At 46.1% G+C, this 18491-nt stretch carries 19 protein-coding genes, 2 pseudogenes and 1 other annotated feature; of the genes and pseudogenes, 17 read left to right on the forward strand and 4 right to left on the reverse strand.

Annotated features, from left to right (window positions below; translation table 11 throughout):
• Nucleotides 1–5 precede the first annotated feature (5 nt).
• From V7126_RS07325 to V7126_RS07340, 4 genes and pseudogenes are all read left to right on the forward strand, one after another.
• Nucleotides 6–362 (forward strand): hypothetical protein, encoded by a 357-nt coding sequence (locus V7126_RS07325; RefSeq protein WP_236809522.1) that lies wholly within the window; start codon nt 6–8, stop codon nt 360–362.
• 118 nt (nt 363–480) lie between these two features.
• A complete protein-coding gene (locus V7126_RS07330) occupies nt 481–1554 on the forward strand; it encodes a DUF3900 domain-containing protein (RefSeq protein WP_175075284.1) in 1074 nt (357 codons plus the stop codon).
• A gap of 128 nt (nt 1555–1682) precedes the next feature.
• Nucleotides 1683–2842 (forward strand): annotated as a pseudogene (locus V7126_RS07335) (DUF4885 family protein).
• A 301-nt stretch (nt 2843–3143) separates the two neighbouring features.
• Nucleotides 3144–4031 (forward strand): macrolide 2'-phosphotransferase, encoded by an 888-nt coding sequence (locus tag V7126_RS07340; protein ID WP_175075381.1) that lies wholly within the window; start codon nt 3144–3146, stop codon nt 4029–4031.
• A gap of 50 nt (nt 4032–4081) precedes the next feature.
• Here V7126_RS07340 and V7126_RS07345 read toward each other — a convergent pair whose 3' ends face one another.
• Nucleotides 4082–4501: a MarR family winged helix-turn-helix transcriptional regulator gene (locus tag V7126_RS07345; RefSeq protein WP_335497373.1), complete on the reverse strand. Its 420-nt coding sequence runs from the start codon at nt 4499–4501 to the stop codon at nt 4082–4084.
• Nucleotides 4502–4767: 266 nt separating this feature from the next.
• On the opposite strand from V7126_RS07345, the gene V7126_RS07350 reads away from it, so the two are divergent.
• Entirely contained in the window at nt 4768–6279 is a 1512-nt protein-coding gene (locus tag V7126_RS07350) for a class I adenylate-forming enzyme family protein (protein ID WP_046129043.1), read from the forward strand.
• A gap of 53 nt (nt 6280–6332) precedes the next feature.
• Here the strand turns inward: V7126_RS07350 and V7126_RS07355 are convergent, their stop codons facing one another.
• The 3 genes from V7126_RS07355 to V7126_RS07365 are packed head-to-tail and all read right to left on the reverse strand — an operon-like array spanning nt 6333 to nt 9569.
• Nucleotides 6333–7379 (reverse strand): zinc-dependent alcohol dehydrogenase, encoded by a 1047-nt coding sequence (locus tag V7126_RS07355; protein WP_175075283.1) that lies wholly within the window; start codon nt 7377–7379, stop codon nt 6333–6335.
• Nucleotides 7351–8304: an inositol monophosphatase family protein gene (locus tag V7126_RS07360; RefSeq protein ID WP_175075282.1), complete on the reverse strand. Its 954-nt coding sequence runs from the start codon at nt 8302–8304 to the stop codon at nt 7351–7353. Before V7126_RS07360 ends, V7126_RS07355 begins: the two co-directional genes overlap by 29 nt.
• A complete protein-coding gene (locus V7126_RS07365; protein WP_175075281.1) occupies nt 8301–9569 on the reverse strand; it encodes an aspartate aminotransferase family protein in 1269 nt (422 codons plus the stop codon). The genes V7126_RS07360 and V7126_RS07365 overlap by 4 nt, the downstream gene beginning before the upstream one ends.
• Nucleotides 9570–9772: 203 nt before the next feature.
• Between V7126_RS07365 and V7126_RS07370 the strand changes: the two genes are divergently transcribed.
• The 12 genes and pseudogenes from V7126_RS07370 to V7126_RS07425 all read left to right on the forward strand — a co-directional run bounded on the left by V7126_RS07370 (nt 9773) and on the right by V7126_RS07425 (nt 18452).
• Nucleotides 9773–10987 carry an MFS transporter gene (locus V7126_RS07370; protein WP_175075280.1) on the forward strand — a complete coding sequence of 405 codons (1215 nt, stop codon included), beginning with the start codon at nt 9773–9775 and terminating at the stop codon, nt 10985–10987.
• Nucleotides 10988–11124: 137 nt separating this feature from the next.
• On the forward strand, nt 11125–11952 hold the full coding sequence (locus V7126_RS07375) for a PPC domain-containing protein (protein WP_335497375.1): 828 nt from the start codon (nt 11125–11127) through the stop codon (nt 11950–11952).
• 27 nt (nt 11953–11979) lie between these two features.
• Entirely contained in the window at nt 11980–12801 is an 822-nt protein-coding gene (locus tag V7126_RS07380) for a DUF4885 domain-containing protein (protein ID WP_335497377.1), read from the forward strand.
• Nucleotides 12794–13093 carry a hypothetical protein gene (locus V7126_RS07385; RefSeq protein WP_335497379.1) on the forward strand — a complete coding sequence of 100 codons (300 nt, stop codon included), beginning with the start codon at nt 12794–12796 and terminating at the stop codon, nt 13091–13093. The genes V7126_RS07380 and V7126_RS07385 overlap by 8 nt, the downstream gene beginning before the upstream one ends.
• Before the next feature lie 93 nt (nt 13094–13186).
• The gene (locus V7126_RS07390) at nt 13187–13945 is read left to right on the forward strand and encodes a MerR family transcriptional regulator (protein ID WP_175075277.1); all 759 of its coding nucleotides are present in this window, start codon (nt 13187–13189) and stop codon (nt 13943–13945) included.
• 232 nt (nt 13946–14177) lie between these two features.
• Nucleotides 14178–14255 (forward strand): putative holin-like toxin, encoded by a 78-nt coding sequence (locus tag V7126_RS07395; protein WP_128748380.1) that lies wholly within the window; start codon nt 14178–14180, stop codon nt 14253–14255.
• A 407-nt stretch (nt 14256–14662) separates the two neighbouring features.
• On the forward strand, nt 14663–14854 hold the full coding sequence (locus tag V7126_RS07400) for a hypothetical protein (RefSeq protein ID WP_175075276.1): 192 nt from the start codon (nt 14663–14665) through the stop codon (nt 14852–14854).
• A 2-nt stretch (nt 14855–14856) separates the two neighbouring features.
• A complete protein-coding gene (locus V7126_RS07405; RefSeq protein ID WP_046129032.1) occupies nt 14857–15201 on the forward strand; it encodes a PadR family transcriptional regulator in 345 nt (114 codons plus the stop codon).
• Complete coding sequence (locus tag V7126_RS07410; protein WP_236809518.1) at nt 15201–15716, forward strand: DUF2812 domain-containing protein; 516 nt, start codon at nt 15201–15203, stop codon at nt 15714–15716. The genes V7126_RS07405 and V7126_RS07410 overlap by 1 nt, the downstream gene beginning before the upstream one ends.
• Before the next feature lie 49 nt (nt 15717–15765).
• Nucleotides 15766–16024, forward strand: a binding site (T-box leader).
• A gap of 96 nt (nt 16025–16120) precedes the next feature.
• Nucleotides 16121–16282, forward strand: a complete 162-nt coding sequence (locus tag V7126_RS07415; protein WP_175075274.1) for a tryptophan RNA-binding attenuation protein — start codon at nt 16121–16123, stop codon at nt 16280–16282.
• A gap of 16 nt (nt 16283–16298) precedes the next feature.
• Nucleotides 16299–17237: pseudogene (locus V7126_RS07420) on the forward strand (DMT family transporter).
• Between the two features lie 150 nt (nt 17238–17387).
• A complete protein-coding gene (locus V7126_RS07425) occupies nt 17388–18452 on the forward strand; it encodes a YecA family protein (protein ID WP_335497382.1) in 1065 nt (354 codons plus the stop codon).
• The last annotated feature ends 39 nt before the right edge of the window (nt 18453–18491 follow it).

Here is an 18491-nt window from a genome sequence, read left to right on the forward strand (position 1 = left end):
ATTCAATGAACATGGTAAAACCGTTATTGGAGGAAACTGAAACGGTTTCGGCTACATATATGTTTTTAAGCAGCATCTCGGCAAAGGATAAAGCGGACCGTCTGAATGCACCGCTGAAAAGCATTTTGAAAGAGCTGAACGAATTTGACAAGAAGCTAAAAAGTGAGATTGAAGGACAAAAAGGCATGATCATCACGAAAATCAAAGAAGAATTGGATCACAAAAGCGAAAACCGAAAAACGGTGATTACCCGGATGAAACAAGATTATGAACAGTTTGCAAGCAGCTATCATGACATTATTGAAAATCTGCGGAAGCAAAGCGTGACGCTTTACTATAAAAAGAATAAGCCTCTGGATTAAAAAAGATGGCCCCTGTGATAAGGAGGTCATCTTTTCATTTTGGCTTCATTGACGGAAAACCGGCGTTTTCCTATACTTGAAGAACTGAAATAACTAGGAAACCGGGTGAATACGCATCATGGAATTTGAAATTCGTTATATTTCATTTTATGTCATACAAGTCGACGGCAAGGACGAGCAGGCCAATAAGCAATTTAAACACTTCCAGACCCTTGATACGGAAGAATTCGAAAACAGCGAACTGAAGGATTTCTTAGACGGGGAATTGAAAAAAATCGTCAAACGGAAAGCGGACCGCCATCCGAAGTCAGAACAGGTGCCGACGAAAATCGGCCGCTTCATTACAGAGCCGGGGCATGAGCTTGATTCAAACCCAAACTACAACCTGTTCCATCGGACAAAGCAAGCTGAAACAAAAGAAGATTTCAATGAACTGAGCGAGCAGTTCGTCCGCACATACCTTGACACGAGCGCCGTCCGCGGCGGCGTGTTTTTAGTAGCATCCGCCGTGCCCCGCAAATATTTCGATGATGCATTCGTCTTTATCATGAAATGCGACTTTGAGCCGAAGGTCGCTTCGATCGCCGACGAATCGTCGTTGATCCGCAAGGTCGAAATGGCGATCACGACAAAAAACATGAAATCGATCCAATATCCGCACATGCCTGAAGAGGGAATGACAGAAGAAAGCGAAGTGAAAATCCACCAGGCTTCGCACGCGCGCTATTTCGAGGATTTTCTGAGATTCGTCGAGTACGGGGAATCGATGCCTGAGATCATGAAGTCGCAGGTCATGAACATGGTGCAGGAGCACGTATATGAGACGTTTGAAGACAGCAGCGAAGAGCTCAAGCAATTTGAACACGATATGGAAATCTGGGAAGCCAGTGAGAAGCGGGAGATTCAAGAGCGGCTCGACACCCATCAGGTGATCGAAGCCTCCGCACAGATCATTGAGCATATGCCTGAGGCAGAGCTGAAAATGAAGCTCGGAGAAACCGAGATTAAAGGATTGCTTGCCGACTTCGGGGACTCTATCCATCTTGCGAAAGTGAACGGCCGCTATGTCGCGCTCATTGAAGCAGAGACGATTTCGTTTGAAAAGGGGAGCTCTCCGGTGGAGTTTTATAAGCCTGAAGGGCTGCATGAGGTGATGGAGAGGATCACTAAGAAAAGCGGGGAGCAGGAATAACGGGATTTTGCCGGCGAATGCAAGGCGGTTCTTCTATACACTCTGTGTAAAAAATTGTTTGATAAGGTTAACATTAACACAATCAAGCCGATATAAAACAATAGACAGAGTTGAACAGGAGGGCTCCGATGCGACTGAATCGTCAATACATCCGTACACAGCTGATGGTCCAAAACATGCTGAAAGAGCATGCATCTAAAACAAGCAAAACCCGTTCTTCCCATACTGCTGCGGTATTCAAAAAATCATCTGCTGAAGGGCTGAAGCAGCTGAACTATTCAAAGGACAGGATTGTTAACAACTCCGGGAGCTTCAGCAGACTGTACCAAACCGCGAATAACCGGACTGTAGCAGATACCGGGGAAGAAACGGTGATTCGTGCAAACAATCCCTACGAGTAACAGAGCGACATCTGCACCAAAATCCTTGATGAAAAGTACAGCAGGATCAATGCGATCAACAAAACGAAGCCCGACCCGCTCGGCTATATAAAGGATAAATATAAAAATCCGGCTTCCCCTTATTTTAGAAGCGATTTAACAGCAGCGGAGCGGCAGGCTGCATATGACAATGAAACGGAATGGCTGTTCAAAGGCAAGGCGCAAAGCTATAACCTGCAAGATGCTGCATTCCGCAATGTAGCTTTAAATGGCGAGGTCGATGCTGAGAATGAAAAGATATACCAGCGCAGCCAGGTCAACCAGCAGCTTCACATATTGCTGGACCGGTTTCAAATTGACATTCCAAAGGATACGACGCTCACGATTTCGATTACGCCGATTGATTATAAAGTTAAGGTCAGCGGTACAGATGATGAAGAACTGATCAATCAAATCGAGAAATTATTAGAAACGGGCGAAAACAGCAAAGAACTATTTTTGCATATCATGAAAAGCTTAAGCAGTGATTCTGCCCAATATTCCCTTGATGCGTATCAAAAATACCAAACAGCCCGTGAAATGTATGAAGTGACGGGCTATCATGTGAAAGACTTGGAAGTCATCGACGGCCGTTTTGTAACGCCTGACGGCCGCGATTTATTAGATGTGTATAAAGAAGAGCTTGAAAAGGATCCCGTGCAAAGAAAACGGTCAATTATGCATTGGCTCACTATGGATCACAGCTTGGCAAGCTTGCGAAAGCCGGGTATGATTCCATTCCGGATTTTATTTTATCGATTGACTACAGCAATGGATCTTTGAGAGATATAGGACAGAAGAAGACTTATGGAACAGGGGATACGGCCTGGTTCGAAAACCTAAAGCGTCAAGCCGGTATGAATCTTTAGTCAAAGGTATTGAGGACTATTGGCAAACCTGTTAAAATAAACCTAACTTTACAGAACGGAGGGGTTCTATGGCATACATCAGATTCCGGTTGCCGCTAATTAAATAGTGGAGCAAGGTCTCTGCCTGTGTGCAGGGTAATCGGGATTGATCTGCCTTTTGATGGAATCTAATATGAGGGGAAAGGGGCGCGATTCGGACGCCCCTTTTTTTTTGCGTTTTTGAACCGATTTTAAAACAGCACAGGCGGATGGCCTGTGTTTTTTTGATCGAAAAACGGATAAGGGGGAAATTGAATTGAATATGGAACAAATGCTGGGGCTGGCGGAGACATACGGTCTTCAGCTGAAATCTGAAGGTGCGGAGATCAATGAGTCGGGCATGGATTTTCAAGTCGTTTTTGCAGATGATGAATCAGGGAGGAGATGGGTGCTGAGAAGGCCAAGGCGGGACGATGTCATCAAAAGGGCCGCTGCCGAAGGAAGAGTGCTCAAAATGCTTCGGGGCCGCCTTCAGGCCGAGGTTCCGGAATGGCAAATCGATGAGCCGGAATTAATTGCGTATCCGATGCTTGCCGGTGTTCCGGCTGCCGTCATCGATATGGAGATCAGGAATTATGTGTGGAATATGAAGCATCAGCCGCCTGCCGAGCCGTTTGTCCGTTCGCTCGCGCAAACGCTTGCCGACCTCCACGGGATCGATCATCATGCGGCTAAGGAAGCAGGTGTACAGGTGATGAGTCCAGACGATGTACGACAAAAAAAAGCGGACGACATGGAGCGGATCAAGGAAGAGCTTGGAGTCAGCGAGATGCTGTGGGAAAGGTGGCAAAGGTGGATTTCGGATGATTCGTATTGGCCAAGGCATTCCGTGTTGATCCATGGCGACCTGCATCCGCCGCATATTCTGATTGACAGGGATCTCCGTGTGACAGGTCTGTTGGATTGGACTGAAGCGAAGGTCGCTGATCCTGCTAAAGATTTTCTTCTGTATCAGACGATTCTAGGCGAAACGGAAACAGCCCGGCTCATCGGCTTCTACGAAGAAGCCGGGGGGCGGGTCTGGCCGGGGATGAAACGGCATATTGCCGAGATGCAGGCCGCTTACGGAATCGAGATCGCCATGTTTGCGCTTTTGACAAAGAAAAAAGAGCATATGGACATGGCGTTTGAAGCGCTGGGCCTCAAATAAAAGAAAACCAGGCTGTCGATCGTATCGATGGCCTGGCATGCAAGCGGGCATTACGTAAAAATCTTCCCAATCAAAGCAAAAAAAGTCTCTTTTTCTTCTTCTGACAGCTTTTCAAACAGCTGATCAATCAATGCCTGGCGGTTTTCGACCATCTGCGCTGCGATCCGTTTTCCTTCCTGGGACAGTTCAAGCCAGACCGTGCGCCTGTCATCAGTGTTTCTTGATCTGATGACAAGCCCTTCTTTTTCTAAATGATTCAGCGCGTTCGTCGTAGCCGATGGAGACAGCGATACTTCCTGCAAAATGTTTTTCATGGTACAAGTTCCGTGTCTGTGAATGATCCGTAAAATAAACCCTTTTACGCTTGTAATATGCTTTGGAATCGTTTTTTCATCGATTTCCTTTGAAGATCGCAAAAATTTCGACAAGGCATGGTCTAACAGGTTGGCTTCCATGATATGGTGCTTCATGAAGGATTCCTCATTTCCGTATAGCGGCCTCATTGATTTGTACTAGTCGAACATAGGTCAATTTTATCATAAGTGAAGCGTATAGAAAGAGATTTTTAAGATTGAAAATAAATCCAAATTGTTTTCTCTAATTATCAATTAATAAACAGAACAATTCCAACTTGAAATGGTTTTACAATGGATATTTTTTGTTTTAGAATGAATTTGTACGTCACATAATATAACCATGTTTTGTGAGATACAATGAACAATTGGAGATGAATATTTTGGGTACACTTCAGCAATTAATCAATCACCATATGGAAAGCTCAGACGAATTGGCGGCTTTATCCGGAGGAAGCCGGACGTTTACGTTCAAGGAATACTGCGAGCGGGTGAACCAATTGTCGCATTATCTGCTGGAGGCAGGTGTTCAAAAAGGAGATCATGTTGCGATTTTATGTAAAAATAATCACCATTTCCCCGTCATTTTGCTGGCGTCATTGAAGATCGGCGCGACGGCCGTTCCCCTCAGCTGGCAGTTGACATCCTACGAATTGGAGGGGATTTTAAACAAATCCCAGCCCAAGGCCGTTTTTTACGACCGGGAGTTTGCAGACGTTTTATTGCCGCTGCGCCGGCAGCTTGAGCGTTGCATCCTGATTGAAGCAGGTGTGGGAATGGACACCACCGGACAATTTGAAAGCCTTTTAAAAGACAGGCCATCCGAGGTTGAGACGGAGCAGGTGACAGAACACGATTTAGCTTTGATGCTGTTCACATCCGGAACGACGGGAAATCCGAAGGGATGCATGGTTAATCACGGCAGCCTCGCCGCGTATTTGACAGAAGTGAATGTAAAAGGAAAGCGGCTGAAAGGAACCCGTTTTCTGGCGAGCCATCCGCTGTATCATATGAGCTCGCTGAACCATGTGTTTCAGGGCGCTTTTGAAGGAGTAGGGCTCTACTTTTTATCTGATCCGGAGCCTGCAGAGATTTTGCAGGAAATCGAAGCAAAAGGCATTCATATGATGATGGCGTTTCCGTCTGTATATACTTACATGCTTGAGGAAATGAAAAAGCGCGAGTATAACCTGTCATCGATCTTGAGCCTGATTTCAGGCGGGACAAAGGTTCCGGTGCGGCTGATTAAAGAATACCATGAACGCGGCATCCAAATGGTGCAGGGGTACGGAAGCACCGAAGCCTGGACGATCAGCGTCTGGAGGCCTGACATGGGCTGGGATAAAGTCAATTCCGCCGGTAAACCGATTCCTCACGTCAGCGTGAAAATCGTCCATCCCGAGACACGGGAAGAGCTTCCGGCAGGTGAAGTCGGGGAAGTTGCCGTCAAAAGCCCGTACGTGTTTGAAGGGTATTATCAAAACCCGCAAGCGACGCAAAAGGTACTGAAGGATGGATGGTTTTACATGGGCGACTCGGGCAGGCTTGACGAAGACGGATTTTTATATATTACCGGCCGCTATAAAGACGTGATTGTATATGGCGGAGACAATATTTATCCGGATCAGGTGGAGGAAGTGATCGAGCAGGTCCCGGGCGTTGTCGAAACGGCCGTTATCGGCGTTCCAGATGAGATGTACGGTGAAGTTCCGAGGGCATACGTCGTGAAAAACGAGAACTCTCCTTTAAGCGAACGGGATATCATCGAATTCTGCAAAGGGCGCCTTGCGGAATACAAAATTCCTGACATCGTGTTTGCCGAAAGCCTTCCGAAAAACAGGCTAGGCAAGATCGTCAAAAAGGATTTGCGGGAGCTTGCTGCTAAAGGGCAGTGAGTCATTCTTCGAATAAGCTGAACCGGCTCGGAAACGAGCCGGTTCTTTTCCTGCTACATCATATCCGGATCTGTAACAAGAATCGTTTTGATCGCCGTGATATCTTTTCTCTCTTTTGTAATCGGGTCAATGCCCATCAGATTGTCAATCGCCTGTTCAAAATTTTCAAGCGCCGTCTTTTCGGTGATCAGCTCTTTAAGCCGGGGCATGTCCGAGGCGCAGGATAAGGCCGATTCCATGGTCTGCCTGGCTTCCCCGGTCCCGACAATCGTAACTCCGCCCGATAGCAGCTGATACGGTTTGATTTTCATTTCATATGTGTCGTCAAAGCCCATGGGAACTAGCCTTCCGCCTTTTTCAGCCAATGGATAAGCCCATTCCAGCTGATTTCCGATCGCATCAAAAATCACGTCAAATTTTCGTCCCTGGTTGATGCGAAAAACTTCCTCAAGGTTTAATTCGTCAGGATGATAGACGTGATCGGACAAAGCGCGCGCCGCTTCCGCTCTAAAGCTGCCAATCTCCGTTGCGACGGTCAGCCTTGCCGTTTTTTTGGCCATCATCTGAACGAGCAGACCGATGGGCCCTGAGCCTAAAACCAATACGGAGTCATCCGGTTTGATCGCAGCTTTTTCCATCACATGTAAAACGCACGACAGAGGCTCGATTAAAACGGCCCGCTCCCACTCCATTGCGTCCGGTATTTTATACATAAACCGATCTTCGCCTACGTAATATTCGGCAAACGTTCCATGCGCCCCGATCCCCAGCTGCCAGTCTTCAAACGTCTCGCAGTAGCAGGTTAATCCTTTTCTGCAATAGTAGCATTTGCCGCAGTACTGGGTCGGATCAATGACGACGCGATCCCCGGGCTTGACGTTTTTGACGTCTTCGCCGGTCTCAACGACGACTCCGGCTGACTCATGGCCCATGATCATATTGTGTGCAGCATACATTTTTCCTTTCAGCACATTAAGGTCCGTTCCGCAAATTCCGGTGCCGTATATTTTCACCTTTACTTCATTGGGCTTTTGGATTTGCGGTTCTTCTACATCCAAATATTCAAGCTTATCAGAGGGAGTCCACACTAACGCTTTCATCTCTGCTCCTCCTTTTTTCCCAGCGGATTTCGTCAAGCAGTTTTTGATGAAGTTCCTTTGTCGATGCCGCAATGCACGATTGCTGGTTGTGATAGCTTAGATCCGTGAGAAGAGTGTCATCCAAAGAATGTCCATAGGCATCGGTAATGACAACACCCGCTTTTTTCGCTAAAAATACACTGGCCGCAATATCGTAAGGAAACAGATGCAAGACTTTGCCGTTCCCTACTTTCTGAAAATCGGGCAGCAGGCCGGGATCGTCTTTGAGCAGGCGATTGCCGATATCGACATATGCGTCCATTTGTCCGGTGATAATTCTGGAGATGGAGTAGGATGCGCTGTTGAACACGAAGACGCCGCCGTTATTTGCAGACAGGTCAATCAAATGGCCGTATGCACCGGTCATCAATTGCGCGGGATGGCCGTTGAACTCTAGGCTCCAAAACATGTGTTTTAATTCTGTAACGCTGCTCATATTCGGCAGTTTCCCGTCGAAGCCTTCGCTAAAGATGGAGGCGGTGTAAATATCGCCGTACATATAGGCGCCGCTTTTCAGCTCCAGCAGAAAAGCGAATTCAATATCTTTGATTTTCGCATCCGGTTTATACGCCGCCAAAGCAATGGAGATGCACGCCATTTCAAGCCCTGCGGCGGCCGGCCGGGTTCCGTCAATGGGGTCGACGATCAAAATGTATTGCGGATTTTCGCCAAACATCTTGAGCCCGCCGTCTTCCGTATAGAAAGCGATCGGACAGTCTCTGTTCGTGATAAACTCCAGCACCGCGTCTTCAGCAGCCTGATCGATGTTAAATTGGGCGTCCCCTCCCGGAGAATAGCCGTTGACGATCCGTTTTTTCAATGTCCCTTTTTGGCCTTTCAGCTTCTGATAAACAAATGTCCCGAGTTCGATGATATAGTCTCTCATTTTACCGCCTCCAGCAATTGGCGAAGTCTGTAGCAAAGCATTTCCGCTTCGCTGAGCGTGATGGTCAGCGGCGGCCGGATCTTAAACACGTTTCCGTAGCCGTAACGGGAAGTCCGGATAATCAAACCGTAGTCCATAGCCCGTTTGGAAATATAATTGGTCAGCTCGACATCAGGCTCGAAATCATCCTTGACAATCTCGACCCCGATCATCAGGCCGAGTCCTCTGACATCTCCGATAAATGGAAACGCCTGTTTCATGTCCTCTAAGGACTCCATAATATAGTTTCCGACGGTCGTTACGTTTTCTAAAAACCCCGGCCGCTGCATAATATCGATGGTTGCACAGGCTGCCGCCGACGCCATGACATTTGAGCCGTATGTGAAGGAGTGGTGATGGCCGGGCAGTCCGGTATATTTTTCTTCAGTGAGGGTGGCGGCGACTTGGAAGCCCGTGCCTCCCAGTCCTTTGGCGACAGTCATCATATTCGGCTTCACATCGAAGTGCTCGGCGGCGAACATTTTGCCGGTCCTTCCGAAGCCGGTCTGGATTTCGTCGAAGATCAGGGCGATATCGTGCTCTTCACAGAGCTGTTTCAACGCTTTGAGGTATCCTTTAGGCGGTACAATATTGCCTCCGTTCCCGGAAATCGGTTCGACGATAATGGCAGCGACTTTACCGCTGCTGGCGTACTCAATAAAATCATGAATCCTTTCTACACAAAGCATGCCGCACGTATCCGGCTTTTGTTTGTAAAAGCAGCGCTGACAATACGGATCAGGGACTTGCAGTCCGAAAGAAAACTGCGGGGGAAACGGCTCTCTGCGAAACGAATTTCCGGATAAAGCAGACATCATATACGTTTGTCCGAGGTGGCTTCGAAAAAGTGAAATGACATCTCTTTTTCCTGAATAATACTGAGCCATCTTAATAGCGCCTTCATTGGCAGCCGAACCGCTGCTGACCTTGGGGTGTACTTTCGTAAGGTTATCCGGGGAAATCTCGACAAGCTTTTCGGCTAATTGATTGACTGCATCCGTCTGGAAGGAAGAAGTGACATGAATGAGCTTGTCCGCCTGGTCTTTGACTGCGTCGATCACTTCTTTGTTGCTGTATCCCAAATTCAAGTTGAACGTTGCCGAGGCACAATCAATATATTCGTTGTCCTCCTGATCGTATAAATGAATTCCTTCTCCTCTGACCATCACAACATCATCGACTTTGTAATACAAGCTGTCCGGATTTGCAACCTGTTTCGTCCCCATATATACCACCCCTGATTTTTATTGAATATCCAAAAAAGGATAAACATGTCATTAATATTAGAATTTTGAAAAATATTGTCAATGCTTTTTTCATTAATTTTGTTAAATATTTGTTAACGTATAAATCAGGGATGTCCGTCTTCTAATTTTATGATATGTTAACAATAATTGGTTTGAAAAATCTTCGATAAGGAGATCAAACGATGAAAACTCGTCTGCTGTGGATCAGTTGTTTTTCTTACGGATTGATTGCTTTTACCCTCGTCATTCTCGGAGCTGTCCTGCCGGAGCTTCTGGCACATTACTCGCAAAGCTACAGCAATGGCGGAATATTGGTATTTTCGCAGTTTATGGGGTTTTTAATAGGGGTGCTTACGATGCCTCTGTTCGTCAAAAAACTGGGGAGAGTAAACGTCGTCCTTTTGGGCTTGGCGATGATCAGCTGTGAATTGTTTATCTTCTTTTTGCCTCCCTGGCCTTTGCTTTTTTTATTTGTCGGTGTAGCCGGGCTTGGAGCAGGGTTAGTTGAGCCTTGCGTGGGAACGATTATCCTGACGGCCATTAAGGATAAGCAGGCGGCAGCCATGAGCAAGGTGGAAGTGGCATACGGCCTGGGAGCTCTCTTTATGCCGCTGCTATCAGGCTTTTTAATCAGCAGAGGCATATGGCCATTGGCCTTTCTTGTGCTCGGATTAAGCGCTTTCCTGTTGATGATCGGCTGGAAGCGGCTGAATCTTGAAAGCCTGGATGAATTAATGGCTGATCAAGAAAGCCGGGAGAAGACGGGAAACGAGACTCGTATTAGATATCGAGATAAGAGCTTGCTGTTCATTGCTTTAGGGGCTGTCTATTTCTTCTTTTACGGCGGCAGTGAGATGTCGATCGTCAATTTCATGCCGGCCATTTTTGCCAAAAACTGGCAGATTGCTAATTCCTTGGCGACGATATCGGTCACCCTTTACTGGTCCGGGATGGTCATCGGACGGGCATTGACAGGGATCGTTTCTGAGAAAATGACCTATCACCGCTTTCTCAGGATGATTAATATTGGCAGTCTATTGTCGCTCATCATGTTGGCAATGAGCGGCAGCGTTTGGGCAGGATTTGCGCTTTGCTTCCTGGCCGGTCTGTTTATGGCGGGAATGTTTGCAATCGCTTTGATCATTACCAATCAGTTTTTCCCGGGGAAGACAGAGCAGACGACAAGCATTTTGCTTGCTTCCAACGGGCTCGGAGGTGCCATGCTGCCGGTCGCTATGGGATGGAGTTTGGACGATTTTCCTGTTCAAACGGCATTTTGGATATTGATTGTGTTAGGGGTTATTATGCTGTTTCTTGTACTTGTGCTGCGAGTCTTGGAGTCCGGTAAGTCACGCATTCTCAAAAAATCAGAGAACAGCGGAGTTAAATCGATGTAGTCTTTTGAAAGACCAGAAGGAACAGACATGGGGAGGGTATGTTTTACTATTATTTCGCAATGTTTCTTAAAACTTACATTTTATTACCGATATAAGGAAGGGAAGTTCTTTTATACATGAATAGGAGGCAATAACAAATGAAAAACAGCGTGTGTTTGTTAATGTTCATTCTTTTGTTGTTATCGGTTCCGGTGTATTCGGCTTCAGCGAGCGTATACGAAGACGAATACGAACCCAATGATTCACTGGCCTCCGCATATGATACCGGTTTGTGGAAATATAAGACGATTTCGGCAACGATTCATAGTACCAAAGATAAAGATTTTTATAAGTTCTATGCCACAAAAGGGGAACAGCTTGCCATTCACCTCAAGAACATCCCGGCAGGTACAGACTATGACCTTTTCTTATTTAAAGATTCCTACGGCTACCCTGCCATTGACGCTTCTGAAAGAACGGGAATCCAAAATGAAATCATTCGTTTTGATGTTCCTGAAACGGGAAAGTATATCGCCGTTGTCAGCTCGAAAAACGGCACATATGATGAATGGGGATTTTACAGGCTTGAATTTATAGACAGAATGAAAAGCGGAACATATACGGCCAGATTGTCACCATCAGCAATCTCCAGTCCTGGAAAAGGAACCGTCTCTCCAACGGCTGCAGTAAACCTGGCAAACGACTCAGCCGTCCCTGACGGAGCGGTCGTAAAGAGCGTATCCGCAGAAGGAACGATTTCCCCAAGTCTAGGCAACACCTTTAGAGAAGTACTAAACAAAGAAGAAGGCGTCTGGCATAAAACCGTTTCTGGAGGAACATTGTTCCCGGATATTAAATTGGAAAACGGACTGCCTGTCAAAACGACATGGAATGCCAGATATTACTCGCTTGCATGGAGCAGTTCAACTTGGAAATCGCTGCAGTTGAAGATCAACTACCAATATGATCAAACATACGGCTGGTAATAAATGATGAGCTGGAAAGGAGCTCCCATGAATATTCGAGATAGGGTTAAACTTGCACTTTATACAGAAAAACTGATAGATTTTGTTTCAAACCAACAGCAGTCAAAAACAAAAAGGCCTGAGACCGAAGCCGCTGCAAAAAAAGATACGCTGACCATCAGCAAGGAGGCTGAAGAAGCGCAAAAAAACGGACGATCACTAAAATCTCGAATGAATGGCGTGCAGCTTTCAATATATTTTCTCTATGAAAACAGGCAGCTCTTAAACAGTGATATCGAAAAAGCCCTCAGAGAAAACGGCATCACTCTTGCGGAAAATGAAAGCATGCAGATTCATGTCGATGGCAAAAATCACATTACAGTTGAAGGGACTTTTGACGATCTGAAAAGAGCGCAAATAGAAATGGCGCTGAATGGGGTAGAAGAGCTCGGGGCCGAGCTGTTAAGCCATTCGGATTATGTCGGTGAACAGAATGGAAAGCCGGTAGACAAAGCCGCTTACGAAAAATGGCATGTCAATGAGTTTCTAAAAAAGATGGCAGGGCTCACTCTGCCGGACGTCAGTTTGAATAAAGCGGGTGACATCATCGGCGGAAATGAGAAGCTTGAAAAAGTCATTCAAGCCGCCGCAAACCCGAAAAGCGATTTGGACAGAAGCTGCGGAAACATGCTGAAAAAGCTGAAGAATGTATTGGCAAAAGGTCCGGACACAATCCCCGACAGATCCGCTTCATTCGGCTATTCAGGCGGGACGCTGATTGATCTGAATGTCTCTAAAGGATTTTCCGCAGCCCAGATAGACGAATGGCTGGATGATCCGTTTTTAAGGAATGCCATCCAATATGTCTAACATCGTCTATAACGAGCCGTTTGAATGCGAAGAATGGATTTGGAAGATTCATGATGACGCGTATTTGCTAAAAAAATACCGGCAGATTGACTGTGAATACAGCGATGAAGATGAAGAGCTGTTCGAGTATGATTACGATTTTATCATGATCTCTTGTTTTGATGAAAAAGGGACGCGTCTATATACTGCCAGAAAGTATTGGGATGAGGATGAGATTCACGCTCTTTCCCGTCCGAACGGAAATGATGCAAAAACTAAAAAAGAAGTTTCACGTTGCAAATATAAGGTATGAAAGCAGGCCGAGGCTTGCTTTTTTTTTATAAAAAAAGCATTGACTCTCACGTTGCGTGATACTTTATAGTCAATATCAAAGGGAGGTCAGATTATGAAACTAAAGGTGAAAGAGGTTGCCGATATGGTCGGAATCAGTGTGCGCACACTCCATCATTACGATGAAATCGGACTTTTGATTCCGTCGGAGACGACTGAATCGGGCTATCGGCTTTATTCAGATGACGATCTGGAAAAGCTGCAGCAGATCTTATTTTTTAGAGAGCTCGACTTCCCTTTGAAAAGAATCAAAACCATTCTCGAGGATCCGTCTTTTGACCGGCATGAAGCGCTTCACATGCACCGGAAAATGCTGCTTGAAAAACGAAAGCGGCTGGACCAAATGATTGAGACGATCGATAAAACGATACAATTTACGAAAGGGGAAATAGAAATGACAAATGAAGAAAAATTTGCGGGCTTCGATTTCAGCCAAAACCCGTACGAAGCGGAAGCGCGCGAACGCTGGGGAGACGAAGCCATTGACAAAACGAAAGCCCATATGGCCGCCATGTCTGAAGACGAACGGAAAGCGGTGGAACGGCAATTTGACGCTATTTACAGAAAAATCGCATGCCTTCGAAACGGTGCGCCTGATGCAGAGGAGGCACAGGAAGCCATTCAAGAATGGTATGATTTTTTAAACCAAAATTCAGGCCATCACTTTTCGCTTGAGACATTCAAATGCATCGGGCAAATGTATGTCGATGATGAACGCTTTACAAAAAATATCGATCAATACGGCGAAGGCTTAGCTGAATTTATGCGCGACGCGATGGCGGTGTTTGCTGAGCGGAATAAGAAATCAGAATAGTTGCTGCTTTTTTACAAGCATGACCAAAAAAATCGCTCTCCTTTGGAGCGATTTTTTTGCGCTGCGATAAGGCTTTTTTAGTTTCTGCATCAGCCTCAATATTTTGTTTTTCGAGATGGAAAGGTATCTCAGTTTTTGAAGTGCTATGGTAAAATATTCATTGTACACAAAAGCTATATGCTCGCTTGAGGGAGTTTCTTGCTCATCCCCATTTGAAAGGGGGTGATGCATCATGACAACATACGAAACAATCTCTATAATGATTGCTTTCGGCATGCTGATTGCCGTGTTGTCTAAGAAAGAAAAATAGACACTCCCTTAAGCCTTGGCAAGTGAAAGGGATAGTGTCTACGGAAGAGCTATCTGAGCAAGCCCCTTGACGGGCCGCTTTGTGTATGATGACTCGACTGTTGGCGCAGTCGGGTCTTTTTTATTTTATGCATTTCTAAAAAAGGAATGCAATTTACGTGTGTCATGTTTTCCTGCCGTACTGCATTTTGACTTGGGTGTAATGCAGAATTTTACTTGGTTATTCGATACATTTATCTTACTCATTTGAGTCTAAAAAAGCAACTAATCATGAGTGGTCCATACCTTTTAAATAAGCTTCCTGAACAACTCTGCCCGTTCCGTCTTACAGGCAGAAGGCTAAACGCCACGATATTATATCGCCATGCGATATATCGGGTTACGATATAAAAGTCCGGAGGTGAAAAAATGAGATTATACCGCACAGGAATTGCATTTGTTCTAACCGGGATGGCGCTGCTCATGTTGATGATGTTATCGGGGGCAAGCGGAGCATTTTGGGCTATGGCGTGTGGGGGCAGTATTTTATGTAATATGACTGGGGCTGCATTGCTCATGAAGTTTGTAAGTGATAAACGTCGTGCTGATGGAGAGGTGTGAAAGTGAAGAAAACAAATCCGGAACGTTATTTGCCCCTTACCCAGGCGACGTTCTACATATTATTGTCATTAACCGAGCCGCTCCATGGCTATGGAATCATGCAGAAGGTAGACGGCATGAGCGGAGGGGAAGTGAAGCTCGGTCCAGGCACTCTTTATGGGGCGCTTAACAAGCTTGAAAAGCAGGGCCTGATTCAAAAGACCGAAGGCACGGGAGATGACCGCAGAAAGCAATATATTTTAACGAATGAAGGCTGGACGGTTGCAGAGCTTGAATTTAAGCGTCTGTCCAAATTGGTGGCAGTCAGTAAATCCATTTTGAGGAACAAGAGAGGCGGCAATGAATGATGAAAAAAAGAAAGTATGTATGTCGTTTCTTTTTAGCCTGGCAAGATCGTGCCGAAGAAAAGTGGCTAAGTGAAATGGCAATGAACGGCTGGATGCTGAAAAAGTTATTTCTATTTGTTTATTTATTTGAAAAAACGGAGCCAAATGAAACGGTATATCGACTTGACTATAAAGCTACATCAAACCGGGATGAAGAAGAATATGTACGGATCTTTCAGGATGCCGGCTGGAGGCATGTCACCCGTTTGTTTAATTGGCACTATTTTGCGGCTGATGCGAGTCAGGTTCAGACAACGGCGATTTATACCGATCGGGAATCAGAGGCTCTGAAATATAAAGGTTTACTGCGTGTATTATATACCGTGTTCATCGGCGTTTGTCTTAGCCTCTTCCTTCCCTTGCTTTATGTCGGGGTTCATGGCTATTTATATGGATTGTACGGCTTCGGCTTAATCGCCATCGCTTTATTCATCGCCTGCATCCTGAAAGTCCGTTCCAAAACGAAAATAGATTGACACGCCTTCAATGTGTAGCGTATGATAATTTTTACAAATCATGTACGGCTAAACGATGTGGAGGAAGAGTAAGTACGCGTCAATGGCGAAGGTTTAAGAGAGTCGGTGGCCGGTGTGAACCGATACCTCCCTGACGCGGAATGGGCTTCTGAATCGCCCTGCTGAAACGAAAAAGTAGGCGGGGCCGGAATGTTCTCTCCGTTATTAAGAGAAACATATCGAAAAGGGGTATTCCTTTTCTGTATGTTTGCTAAGCGAATCGTTGATGCGATTAAAAAAGGTGGTACCGCGAGACCCTCGTCCTTTTGTGGCGAGGGTTTTTTGTGTTTTTAAGGAGGTGATGGCCATGGAAGGAGACCGGCCGACGTGGCTGTTTCATGTCAGATTAAATGGGGGTGAACATTGTGGTGATCGCAACAGACGACTTGGAAATCACCTGCCCGCATTGCGGGGGCAGCGGCGAGGAAGACCGGCTTCCATGTCCGAAATGCTCGGGAAAAGGCGTCATCCAGACGGCACAGGGGAATACGCTGCTGCATTTTATTAAAAAGCATATCGATGAATAAAGGATGAGTATGAGAAATGAAACGAGCTGAGGGGAGCGTAGTTGAGCAGAGCGGCGTTCAGGCCGCTGCGGGGATATGTTTTATGGTATTTGGGACGATGTGTTTTGCATCAAAATCCATTTTTGTGAAATGGGTTTATGAACAAGGCGCATCACCTACTGCGGTTTTATTATACAGGCAATTGATTGCAGCGCCGCTGTTTTGGATGATATGTTTTCTTTATCGTTCAAAGCTGCCGCCGAAACCACAAAAAAGGGAGATTATACAAGCTTGCACAGCAGGTCTGCTTTGTTTTTTTCTGTCACCGCTGCTTGATTTTATCGGGCTTCATTATGTATCGGCGATTGTCGAGCGGATGCTTTTGATGAGCTATCCGATTTTCGCATTGATCCTGTCTGCACTGGCGAAAAAGAAAATAATGCCCATGCGCGATCTCATCGCCATTCTTCTTGTCAACGTCGGCCTGTTTTTGGCTGTCGGCGGCTGGGATTCACAGCTGGTCAAGGCGAATCTGTTTGGTGCGTGTTTGATTATTTTATCAGCGGTCGTTTATGCCGCCTATCTCGTTGTATCGGGCAGCCTTGTCCACCGGATCGGCGGCATTCGGATGAATGCTTACGGAATGTGAGCGGCGAGCGTTTTGATGGTCGAATACACGGGGGTCCAAGCGGCCGGAGACGAGCCGGTCAACCTTGTTTCCTACGATCCTTCACTGTACGGTTTGTTCGTCATCATGGCGGTCGTAACGACGGTCATTCCTTTTATGCTCATGCTTGAAGGCATCAAGCGGATTGGAGCGGAACGGGGTGCCGTCATTTCGATGGCTGGGCCGGTAATTACGATTTTCTTCGGTGTCTTGTTTTTGAACGAACACCTGACTGCCATTCAGTGGGCCGGATGCTGTCTTGTGCTGCTGGTGATTGGTTTTCTGGAATATCGAAAGATAAAGAGATAAAAAGCATCGTTCAAATCGGACGGTATTTTTTGCCGTATTTCAAAAAATTTACGATTACGCTAAATCCTTCTCTTTTTCATTAACGATTTCCCACTCTCCAAAGTTTTGATAAAATATATAAGTTGTAGTATATGATACGGAGGTTTAATCGTGGGAAAAGTGAAGAGAAACATGCCTTGCCCTTGCGGCAGCGGGCTGAAATATAAAAAGTGCTGCGGCAATACGAAGGCGGAATTTCCGGCCGTTGTTGTGCAAGAGCTGAAACAGATTCAAAAAGATGTTATGGAATTCGCGTTTACAGAACATAAACGAACGATTGATCAATTTCTCAATCAATATTCTTTTCTGGCAGATTTGGATGAATCGGCGCAAAAAATATGCGTCTTTAATTTAGGAGTGTGGGGAGTATTTTCCCAGCCGCTTGCAGAGGGCGCCCTGACGATCTTTGAGGATTATTTGCGGCAAAAGGGCTCTGCCATCCTCAGATCGCAAACGAAAGAAGCTGTTCAATCCTGGAAGCATCTGGATCCGGCTTTGCTGCAGGTCAAGCAAATCGCCGATGGTGCGGTTCGTTTTGAAGATGCGGTCTCAAATAAAGAAGTCACGATCAAAATGAGCGTGAAAAGAGAGGGGCCTTTCATCGGCGAGTATGTGCTCGGCTTTCCGATTCAGCTCGGCGGGCATACGGAATTCTTCCTGCAATTTACGATCTATCCGCGGAAAATGGCGGAAGCGATTAAAAGCAAGGTTTCAGAAGAGCTGGAACGCTTTACGGGTGAAGGCGGCGCAGCAGAACGGTTTATGAGGGAAGATTTTCATCGCCTGCTGATGAGGCTCTGCCAAAAAGAAGAGCCTGCATCAAAACCTGCTCCCCGGGAGATCGAATGGGCGAACGATATGGAAAGAGAAACCGCGCTCGTCCTTGAAAAAGGCATGCTTGAAGCGGGACATCCCGAAACGTTCGTTTCTTGGGCGATCGGCGTATGGAAATCGTATTGCGCCAAAAAATCCCCGAGCATTAAAAAAACCGAGGCATTCGCGGCTGCATTGGAGTACTTCATCAATACGATATCCAAATCGGAAAAAGCGGTATCCCAGGCGAAGCTTGCGAAAAAGTACGGCGTCAGCGCTTCGACCGTCTCGAACCGTTTTAAAGATATCGAAGCCGCATTAAAAGATGACCTTGATCATCATCTTGAACTGATGCCTTCATGATACAAAAAACCTTCCGACATGATTGATCTGCACCCTGTC

Origin of the sequence: Bacillus sp. JJ675 (genome assembly GCF_036963165.1) — a bacterium.
GTDB classification, from domain to species: Bacteria; Bacillota; Bacilli; order Bacillales; family Bacillaceae; genus Bacillus; species Bacillus glycinifermentans.